This window comes from Pseudomonas sp. FH1 (genome assembly GCF_000510895.2).
GTDB classification, from domain to species: Bacteria; Pseudomonadota; Gammaproteobacteria; order Pseudomonadales; family Pseudomonadaceae; genus Aquipseudomonas; species Aquipseudomonas azotoformans_A.
Genome location: NZ_AOHM01000081.1, coordinates 1 through 9,086, shown reverse-complemented (window position 1 = coordinate 9,086; position 9,086 = coordinate 1). Strand labels below are relative to the sequence as shown.

11 protein-coding genes are annotated in these 9,086 nt (G+C 63.4%); 3 read left to right on the top strand and 8 right to left on the bottom strand.

Annotated elements, in window-relative coordinates:
* Nucleotides 1-529 precede the first annotated feature (529 nt).
* From gspD to gspG, 5 genes are read right to left on the bottom strand one after another with little or no spacing between them, the layout of a single operon-like run.
* Nucleotides 530-2,833: a type II secretion system secretin GspD gene (gene gspD, locus H096_RS22585; protein WP_033901555.1), complete on the bottom strand. Its 2,304-nt coding sequence runs from the start codon at nucleotides 2,831-2,833 to the stop codon at nucleotides 530-532.
* Complete coding sequence (gene gspM / locus H096_RS22580) at nucleotides 2,830-3,342, bottom strand: type II secretion system protein GspM (protein WP_033901554.1); 513 nt, start codon at nucleotides 3,340-3,342, stop codon at nucleotides 2,830-2,832. Before gspM ends, gspD begins: the two co-directional genes overlap by 4 nt.
* Nucleotides 3,335-4,393, bottom strand: a complete 1,059-nt coding sequence (gspL, locus tag H096_RS22575) for a type II secretion system protein GspL (RefSeq protein ID WP_033901553.1) — start codon at nucleotides 4,391-4,393, stop codon at nucleotides 3,335-3,337. Before gspL ends, gspM begins: the two co-directional genes overlap by 8 nt.
* Entirely contained in the window at nucleotides 4,390-5,259 is an 870-nt protein-coding gene (gspK, locus tag H096_RS22570) for a type II secretion system minor pseudopilin GspK (RefSeq protein WP_156717517.1), read from the bottom strand. Before gspK ends, gspL begins: the two co-directional genes overlap by 4 nt.
* Before the next feature lie 8 nt (nucleotides 5,260-5,267).
* Entirely contained in the window at nucleotides 5,268-5,717 is a 450-nt protein-coding gene (gspG, locus tag H096_RS22565) for a type II secretion system major pseudopilin GspG (protein ID WP_033901551.1), read from the bottom strand.
* Between the two features lie 148 nt (nucleotides 5,718-5,865).
* Here gspG and gspI point away from each other — a divergent pair, with 148 nt between their 5' ends.
* Complete coding sequence (gene gspI / locus H096_RS22560) at nucleotides 5,866-6,231, top strand: type II secretion system minor pseudopilin GspI (protein ID WP_033901550.1); 366 nt, start codon at nucleotides 5,866-5,868, stop codon at nucleotides 6,229-6,231.
* Here gspI and H096_RS22555 read toward each other — a convergent pair.
* Entirely contained in the window at nucleotides 6,218-6,649 is a 432-nt protein-coding gene (locus H096_RS22555; protein ID WP_033901549.1) for a type II secretion system protein N, read from the bottom strand. The two genes, gspI and H096_RS22555, sit on opposite strands and share 14 nt — an antisense overlap.
* 93 nt (nucleotides 6,650-6,742) lie before the next feature.
* Here H096_RS22555 and gspH point away from each other — a divergent pair, with 93 nt between their 5' ends.
* Both gspH and H096_RS22545 read left to right on the top strand, forming a co-directional pair.
* A complete protein-coding gene (gspH, locus tag H096_RS22550; protein WP_033901548.1) occupies nucleotides 6,743-7,195 on the top strand; it encodes a type II secretion system minor pseudopilin GspH in 453 nt (150 codons plus the stop codon).
* Complete coding sequence (locus tag H096_RS22545) at nucleotides 7,192-7,812, top strand: type II secretion system protein GspJ (protein WP_033901547.1); 621 nt, start codon at nucleotides 7,192-7,194, stop codon at nucleotides 7,810-7,812. The genes gspH and H096_RS22545 overlap by 4 nt, the downstream gene beginning before the upstream one ends.
* On the opposite strand, the gene H096_RS22540 is transcribed toward H096_RS22545, so the two are convergent.
* On the bottom strand, nucleotides 7,809-8,735 hold the full coding sequence (locus tag H096_RS22540) for a DUF4880 domain-containing protein (RefSeq protein ID WP_033901546.1): 927 nt from the start codon (nucleotides 8,733-8,735) through the stop codon (nucleotides 7,809-7,811). The two genes, H096_RS22545 and H096_RS22540, sit on opposite strands and share 4 nt — an antisense overlap.
* A 37-nt stretch (nucleotides 8,736-8,772) precedes the next feature.
* On the bottom strand, nucleotides 8,773-9,086 hold a 314-nt coding region (locus H096_RS22535; RefSeq protein WP_033901544.1), incomplete at its 5' end, for a sigma factor-like helix-turn-helix DNA-binding protein.

Below are 9,086 nucleotides of genomic sequence, written 5' to 3'. Positions count from 1 at the left end.
TCAAAAGCAAAAGCACAGCGGCCTGACAGCCGGCTTGAGTGGTGTAGATCAAGAGCAGTTTTTTGTGCACCGCAGGTTGTTTTTCTGTGGGAGCTGGCTTGTCGGATCGCCGCACCGCTGCGATACAGGCACCTCGGAGAATCAGATAGACCCAGGCGATACATTCGCAGGCAAGCCAGCTCCCACATTTGACTGGGGTCGACCACACAATACCGGTCGGCTTTAAGGCCGCCGCGCTCTGCTTTTGCTTTGGCTTCTGATCTTCGGCGCCCCGTAAAACCACGCTGGCCGAACGCAGGCTTTGGAGCGTGGGTAACCCGGCAGGACGCCGGGTTAGCCGCGCTGGGCCAAGGATGGCCCATCGCGGCGGCCCACGCTCCAAAGCCGGAGTGAGGGCACACCGAGCCTAGGCGAGGTGCCGAGTGGTGGGGCGAAGACCTTTTGGTTACTTTTGGGGCGTTTGCCAAAAGTGACCCGCTGTAAGAGCGGAACCCTAAGTGGCCGTTACCGCAGCAACGGATATGTACGCTCACTTAGGCACCGCCCGAATCACAGCCCGAGGCCCCTGCTGCTGCCCCCCGGGAATCGCCTTCTCCACCGAAGGCAACTGCGGCGCCTGCACATCCGGCATCGCCCAACTACGCTCCGGCTGCACCCCCCCTTGCGCCCGCCGCATAAACTCATACCGATTCAACGTAATACTGCGCCCCGCCCCACTGTCCCGAATAATGTAAGGCCGCAAAAAAACCATCAGATTGGTCTTGTTCACACTGCGCTTTTCATTCCTGAACAACGCCCCCAACCCCGGAATATCCGACAACCACGGCACCGCATCATTACTCTGGCTGTACCCATCCTGCAGCAACCCACCGAGCACCATGATCTGCCCGTCATCCAGCAAAATACTGGTATCGATCGCCCGCTTGTTGGTCACCGTCCCAGCCTCCACCGAAGCCCGCGCATCCACCGTACTGACCTCCTGGTAGATATCCAGCTTCACCGTACCGCCTTCGGAAATCTGCGGCCGCACATTCAGCTTCAGCCCCACCTCCTCACGCTGCACCGTCTGGAACGGGTTGTTGCTGGTGCCCCCGCCGCCGGTCACATAGCTGCCGGTGACAAACGGAATCGTCTGCCCCACAAAAATGCTCGCTGCTTCGTTGTCCAGGGTCAGCAGGTTGGGCGTGGACAGAATGTTGGTGCCACCCTTGCTCTTCAACGCACGCGCCAACACCTTGAGGTCGAGCACCTTGCCGATACCGGGAATATCCACGGTGCCATTGACCAGCCCCACATTCAGGCCCTTGGGCAATACGTCGATACTGGTCTTGCTGGTCGGCGTGCTGTTCACGCCACTGCCGCCGAGGTTCACGCCACCAAACCCGCCCTTGCCACCGAGGTTCCCGGCTTGCCACTGCACGCCAAACTCGGTGGCATCGTCTTCGCCGACTTCTACGATCAGGCTTTCGATCACCACCTGGGCGCGGCGCTGGTCGAGCATGTCGATCACTTCACGCAGGTTGCGGTATAGGGGATCCGGCGCAGAAATCAGCAAAGTGTTGGTGGTGGCGTCGGCCTGGATGGTCACGCCGCCGGCGCTGAACGCGGTGTCTTGATCATTAGCGGTACCGTTGGTGTTAGCCGTTGTACCCGTGGACTGCCCATAACCGGATTGCACACCACTGCCGGTAGGGGTACCGCTGCTGTTATGCGCGTTGCTCGCGCCTGGGGTGTTCTTGCCATTGCCGCCCATGGCGCTGAGCTTGCCACGGGCATCGTCGCTGACGCCGGAATCGCTTTCGCCGGTCAGCAACCCACGCAGTGACTGGGCCAATTTTCCGGCCTGGGCGTTGCGCAGGTACACCACGTGCATGTTGCTCGGATTGCTCTGGGCGTTGTCGAGCTTGTAGATCAGGTTGCGCGCCAGCTCGGTGCGCTCCGGGCTGCCGGAGCGGATGATGATCGAGTTGGAACGCGGGTCGCCGATCACGTTGATCTTCTGGGTCTGGTCGGCGCCTTGGGTTTCCAGCAGTTCGGAGACCATGGCGGCGATGTCCACGGCGATGCCGTTCTGCACCATCACCACGTCGGTGTCGATGGCGCTGGGGGTGTCGATGCCGTTGATAATCTGCGCCACCCGCGCAAGGTTTTCCGCGTAGTCAGTGATGACGATGCTGTTGTTGCCGGGATAGGCGTTGATCGGGTTGTTTGGCGACACGATGGGGCGCAGCACCGGGATCAGGTTCACCGCGTTCTCATATTGCAGGCGGAAGGTGCGCGTCTGCATGCCGCTGCTGCCGGCGCTGTAGATCGGGCCGCCGAGTAATTTGGCATCGGCTTCGGGCACCACCTGGGCCACGCCGCCGACGTCAACCACGCTGAAGCCCTGCATGCGCAGCGCCGCCAGCAGCATGTCGTAGGCCTGGTGCGCCGGCACCTGGCCTTCGCTGACCAGGGTGAGGTTGCCCTTCACACGCGGGTCCACCAGAAATTGCTGGCCGGTGGCGCGGGACAGCGCGCGCACCACCGCCTGGATATCGGCGTCGACGAAGTTGAGCTGAACCGGCTGGTCACCCAATGGGTTGCGTGCCTTGACAACCGCCGGGGCGTGGCCGCGTGCGCTGTTGGTGACCCGGTGTTGCACGGGGGCTTTGGGGGCGGGTTCGCGCAGGCGATCTTGCAAGGTCTCGCCGTTGCTGCGCGTAACGGCAAGCGGTTGGCCAAGTTCGCTGTCTACCAGCAATGGCTTGGTGGCCTGCTGGCTGCTGCATGCGCTCAGGGCCAGCACCAGCAACGGCGCGATCAGACGAAACGGGGGAACTGACCACTTCATGAAGCTTCCTTAGCGCCAAGCGCCTGATCCATGCGAACGGTCCCGGACACAGTGCCGGCCGAGTTGTCGACGGTGTCGAGGCTGCGTTGCAATCGCGCCTCGGACACCTCCAGGGAAAACGAACGGGCATTGCCCAGCAGCCACCCCACCACGGCATCGGCCGGGGCGTTATCGAAGGTCAGCCGCCAACCCGTGGGCTCCAGCGCCTGCAACTGGTAATGGCCTTGAAGACCTGCGCTATCCAAGGTGTTGCGCAGTGTGCTTTCGTCGCCCTGACGCGGCGCGGCGACATCCTGCAACAGCACCTGCAAGGCTGCGGCCTGGGCGCGCAGCTTGTGGGTTTCGGCCTGCCAGTAATCGATCTTCTTCAGCGCGGGCTGCACCAGCACCAGCCAGGTCAGCAGGCTTGCCAGCACCAGCCCGGCGCCGCCGAGCAGGCGTTTTTCGCGCAAGGCCAGGCCGCTCCAGAACACCTGGGCCTGGCTGCGCAGTCGCTGCACTTTATTCATCGCCGGCTCCTGGCTTTTCTGCGGGCTGGGCCGGGGCAATCGTCCAGGCCTGCTCATTGCGGCTGGCGGTAAACCCGGCCTGGGCCAATGCCGCCTGCCATTCACCCTCGGCGGCCGGGTTACGGCTGTCGGCGAGCAGTTCAACATGCAAGCTGCCCTGTTCAAAGCTCAGGTTGTCGACGCTGCCGACCATAAATGGCAGGTTGCTACCCGCCAATTGCAGCAGGCTGATGAAGCGTTGGCCGGGATCAGCAGCGGCACCGCTCTGGCGTGCGGCCAATTGCTGACGGGCTTGCTGCAAGGGGTTGAGCACCACCGGCAATTCGGGAAACGCCTGGCGCACCTGCTGGCTCATCAATGCTTTGAAGCGCTGGCCTTCCTCGACCTGGCGCGCGGCATACAGGTTGAGGCCGAGGGTCCAGATGGCGGTGGCGAGCGCGACACACGCGAGCGCCCTGCCCCATCCAACAGTCGAAGGTTGACGCAGACGGCCGTGCAAGCCCCACGTGGGTACCGCTCCACTCCAACGCTGCGCCGCTTCAACCAGTGGTATATCCAGCGCCTGCAAGCCGAGCGGATGCACCGTGCCTTGTTGCAGGCTGTCACGTGTCAACAGATAGCCGTCATCCAACGCCGCAGCACCCACCGGCAAGGCAAAGGGTGCCGGGTACAGGCCGCGCAACTTGAATGGCAACTGGGCAATCCGCTCCAGCCCGGCCTTGGGTACCCAAGCGACCTGTACGCGCCCATCACTTTCGCGCGGGCCGTGGGCCACCTGCATCTGCTCCACCGGGGCGAGGATCAGCGCCTGCGCCGCACAGGCCACCGCCGCAGCTGTTTTCGCAGCAGGCAATGGTGGCAACTCCAGGCTGGTGAGCAGGCTGTCGCGCGGGTGCAGGAAACACTCCACGGCCTGGCGGGCCTTGGCCAGTTGCGCCAGGCTCGAATAACCCTCTTCAACCACCACGCCACGTTCCAGCCAGGCAAACGTGACCTGGCTTTCGGCGGTTAATTGATCCAGCGGCGGCAAGCCAATGCGCAGGCGTTTCATACGCCCACCCGCGACCAGATCACGCGTGGCTGACGGTCTTCGGGACGATGCAGCAAAGCATCAATCGTCACCCGCCGCTGCTCCCGCCTGGCCTGGCCCTGCACGCGAAACCATTCGCTGGTAATGCCCACGTGCACCGAATCCACCTCCACCTGAGGTAAACGCAAACGGTTGACGAAATCCCCACGGTTGATGAACCACTGCCCGCTGTCGCGCTCGGCCACCAACCCATGGGCCTGGGACAGGCTGAGCTGCGGCACCACCGCGCTAAGTACTTCGGCGCTGGCAGTGTTGCCATTGACCCACGTAGGGCCGGGCAACACGCTGATATAGGCATGCATGCGCTGCAAGACGACGGGGTCAAGGCCTTCGATGCCGCTCAGGTCATCCAGGTTGCGCAGCATCGGGTATTTGGCGGGCGGTTCATAAGAAGCAATCACCCGTTGGCTGATACGCCGGCTCACCGTAGGGTCAACGCCGATCAGTCGGCACAGCCGTTCGAAGCTCTGCAACTGCTCGGCGTCCACCTGCTGGCGACTGACCAAGTTGCGCAAGTTGAACTTGCCCTGTTCATCCTCGATCCGGCCCTCGAAGTCGCCACGTTGGGCGCGGGCCCAGGCCTGGTCAAGGCGGGTCAACACGTCCTTCTGACGTGCGTCCCAGAGCATCTGCCGGCTGCGTTCAAGACCACCCTGCAACAACCATTGCCCCTGAATGCGCAGTTGCTCGGCTTCCAGACCACGGGTGAACACGGTCTGGCGCGTGAGCATGGCGCCGGCCAACACGGCGACCACCGCTGCGATCAGCAAGGCGCTGATAATCGCCATGCCGCGCTGCTTCGCCGCTGGGGGCGAATACCGTTTCATAGTGGGCCTTACAACTGCCAGGAGCCGATATCGGCATTCACACCATCGCCATCTGGCTGGCCGTCGGCACCGAGGGAGAACACGTCGACCTCACCGTTGGCGCCTGGGTTGAGGTAGTGATAAGGGTTGCCCCAAGGATCGTTGGGCAAGCGTTCAAGGTAGGCGCGCCAGTTGCTGTTCTTCGCATCCGCCGGGCGCTCCACCAGCACTTTCAACCCCTGGTTCATGCTGGGGTAGGAACCGTGGTCGAGGCGATAGAGTTTCAGCGCCTGCATCAACCCACCAATGTCCTGCTTGGCCGCCGTGGCACGTGCCTGGTCCGGCCGGTCCAGCACCTTGGGCACCACCATGGCGGCCAGGATCCCGAGGATGACCACCACCACCATGATCTCGATCAAGGTGAAGCCACGCTGCCCGCGAGGGCCTGGCAATGGGGACGTTAGGCGCGCGATATCCATCTCGACATTCCTTGGCTTGAGTGCAATTCGAGCCGCAGTGTTGCAAGAACACATGTCAGTCGTATTGAAAATCCTCGGGAGTTTCGGTCGCCAATCGGTCAACTGCCGGCGCTAGTCTGCGGGCCTGTTTCCCGGCTTTGAGAGCGCCATGTACGGCCGTCGCAAGGAGCAAGGTTTTACCCTGATCGAGGTGCTGGTGGCGCTGGCGATCATTGCCGTGGCCATGGCCGCCGCCGTGCGCGTGGCCGGGTTGATGACCCAGAGCAACGGTTTGCTGCGGGATAAATCCATCGCGTTGCTGGCGGCGCAGAGCCGCCTGGCGGAACTGCGGCTGGAGGGGCATTTGCGGGGTGGCAAGAAGACCTTCGAGTGTGATCAAGGCCGCCTGAAATTACGTTGCGAGCAGACCATCAACGCCGATGGCCGCCTGTTTCAGGTCAACCTGCAGGTGCTCGACGCCAGCCGCGAAGCGCCGCCCCTGGCGCGGCTGGACACCCAGGTCATGGCCGAGTGAGCAGCGGCAGCGCTGGGCCGTCCGGCAACTTGTCGAGGTTGACGCGCAGCTTTTCACCACCGCGTTCGATTTCCACACCGTCACCTTGGATGGCGGTCAGCCGCACGCCGGGGCTGAGGCGTTCACCCACTAGAAAGCTGCGCGGCGGGCCGTCGTTGAGACTCAGGATCGCCACCGCACCACGGGCGCCTGCCAACACGCCAGTGACTTTGACTTGCAGCGCCGTCGGCGCATTGGAAAACCATTGCAGCGCCGGGTTATCGCTGCGCGCCGCCAGTGCCTGGGGCGTGGCTTGGGGCGTGTGGGATTCTGCCGTGGTCAGCAGCAGCGGCGTCCATACCGCCACGCCCGCCAGGGCGGCCAGCACCCCCAGCGCCTGCACGCCGTGGGCCAGGGTGAAACGAGGGGCAAATGCCATGGGGAGGACCTCCTGTTTGTCCGTCGCACCAGCCTACAGATCAATTCGCACGCTTTTATTTCACAGACTCCCCAGTTCTCCAGGAAGCCCGCGATGAAACAGCAAGGTTTCACTCTGATCGAGCTGATGGTGGTGCTGGTGATCATCGGCATCGCCAGTGCCGCCATCAGCCTCACGATCAAACCCGACCCGCTGCACCTGCTGCGCAAAGACGCCGAGCGCCTGAGCCAGTTGCTGCAGGTGGCCCAGGCCGAAGCCCACGCCGACGGTCGCCCCATCACTTGGCGTGCGGATGCCAAGGGCTTTCGCTTCAATCGCCGTAGCGATGACGGGACGAGCGTGGAGTCCTTCCAGGGCGACACCCAACTGCGCCCGCGCCTCTGGGAAAGCACGCCCATGCAGATCAACATCGAACCCCGGCAAACCCTGGTACTCAATGCCGAGTGGATCAACCCGCCGTTGCGGGTGGTGCTGTCCGATGGGCAGCACAGCCTCAGCCTGCAACGCGACGCTGCGGGTTTGATGCGCGTGGTGAGTCAATCATGAACAGGTCCCAGCAAGGCTTCACCCTGATCGAAGTGATGGTGGCGATCATGCTCATGGCGGTGGTCAGCCTGATCGCCTGGCGCGGGCTGGACAGCGTGACCCGTGCCGATCAGCATTTGCAGGCGAGCAGCGAGCAGACCGAGGTGTTGCTACGGGCGCTGAACCAGATGCAGCGCGACATCAGCTTGCGCGCCAGTGTTGAGCTGGTCGCAACCGATATGGCGCAAGACCAGACGCCCAAAACCGAAGGGCTGGCCGCCGTGACCGTGCGCAGCTCCGACAGCAAGGGCTTCAGGCTGGACGTGATCCGCAGCGCCCCGATGGCCGGGGATGGGCTGCAACGCGTGCGCTGGTGGCTCAAGGGCGACTCGCTGTACCGCGCCGCCGCGCCAGCGCGGGACCGATACCCGCTGCCGGCGGCGAAAGACGGGGTGGTGGTGTTGACCGGTGTGAGTGACCTGCAGGTGCGAGTGTGGGACGCGGACAAGGGATGGCGACAATTGAGCGGTAATCGTCGGGAAGATCCGCTGGGACTGGAAATCAGCCTGGTGCGGCAGACGCCTCAGGGCGTGGAAAAGTACCGGCAGGTATTAGGGCCGTTGAGGTCTTTGAATTAACTCAACAACACCACCCCACCCGGCAACTCCGTGCACTTGGCCCCATACGCATCGCGAATCAACAACGCCACGCCCGCCAACTGCTGCAAACTGAACCGCGCCTGCACCCGGCGCTGGCCCAACTCTTTGTTGAGCAGTAACAGCATGCCCGGCCGGTAGCGGTTGATTTCGTCCACCACCGTCGCCAGCGTGGCGTTGTTGAACACCAGTATCTGTTCACGCCAGGCCACGACCGCCTGGGTGTCTACCGTGGTCACTTCACTGACGCCAGCAACGCCATAGGTCAGTTGCCGACCGCCATCCAGGCGCACACTGCGTCCGGCGATATCCACTGAGAGCGAGCCCTCGATACAGGTCACGCACACGTTGTGGTCGGTGTTGCGCACGTTGAAGCGTGCCTGCGCCGCGCTCACCCAACCATCACCGGCCTGGACCTTGAGCGGTTGGGCAACGTGGGCGATCACTTCGACTTCACCTTCGACCAGTTCAATGCCCTGCCCCACCCGACTGATGCGGGTCTGGGTGTTGAGTTCCAGGCTGATCCCTTCGCTCAACAGCACTTGGCGTTGCTCACCGACTTCGGTGCGATAGTCCGCCGTGAGTCCGGCAAAGCCACCCGGCACGCCGACGCGCACCATCACCACGGCTGCCGAAGCGGCAATCGCGCCGCCCAAAAACGCGCGCCGACCAAAGCTGCGCGGTTGCGCCACCTGGTCGAGGGCCGGTGTGAGTTGCTGCCACAGCACCTTGGCCTGCTCGAATGCCTGGGCATGCTCGGGGCTCTGCGCGCACCAGGCTTTGAGCGCCTTGGCATCGGCCACGGTGGCGCGGCCCGAAGTCAGCAGGAGCAGCCAGTCGCGGGCTTCATCGTGCAGGGGGCTGGCGGCGGATGGCCGGGCGTTGGGGAAGCTGAAAATATTCAAGCGCGCACGTACTCACGGATTTATCAGGGACTCGACACTAAGACGGTTTTCCGGCCCCGGGACCGAACCGCTGAATCACTTTTCTTTCGAGGCGCTTGGCACAGTGGCCCAGGGCGGCCTTGATTTCCTTCTCGACCATGCGCGTGGAGATGCCGAACCGCTGGGAAATCTCCAGGTGCGGCGCCTCTTCCAGGCGGGCGGCGATGAGGATTTTGCGGCGACGGGCCGGCAGTTCGTAGAGCGCTTTGACCAGGGACTGGATTTCTTTCTGACCGCCCACCACCCGCGACGGGTCCTGGGCTTCGTCGGCGCTTTGCAGCAGTTCTTCCACTTCGCTGCCGGTGAGCAGGC

Coding starts and splice junctions, on each gene's coding strand:
- gspD (WP_033901555.1), bottom strand. CDS start 2,833: ATGAAGTGGTCAGTTCCCCCGTTTCGTCTGATCGCGCCGTTGCTGGTG.
- gspM (WP_033901554.1), bottom strand. CDS start 3,342: ATGAATAAAGTGCAGCGACTGCGCAGCCAGGCCCAGGTGTTCTGGAGC.
- gspL (WP_033901553.1), bottom strand. CDS start 4,393: ATGAAACGCCTGCGCATTGGCTTGCCGCCGCTGGATCAATTAACCGCC.
- gspK (WP_156717517.1), bottom strand. CDS start 5,259: ATGAAACGGTATTCGCCCCCAGCGGCGAAGCAGCGCGGCATGGCGATT.
- gspG (WP_033901551.1), bottom strand. CDS start 5,717: ATGGATATCGCGCGCCTAACGTCCCCATTGCCAGGCCCTCGCGGGCAG.
- gspI (WP_033901550.1), top strand. CDS start 5,866: ATGTACGGCCGTCGCAAGGAGCAAGGTTTTACCCTGATCGAGGTGCTG.
- H096_RS22555 (WP_033901549.1), bottom strand. CDS start 6,649: ATGGCATTTGCCCCTCGTTTCACCCTGGCCCACGGCGTGCAGGCGCTG.
- gspH (WP_033901548.1), top strand. CDS start 6,743: ATGAAACAGCAAGGTTTCACTCTGATCGAGCTGATGGTGGTGCTGGTG.
- H096_RS22545 (WP_033901547.1), top strand. CDS start 7,192: ATGAACAGGTCCCAGCAAGGCTTCACCCTGATCGAAGTGATGGTGGCG.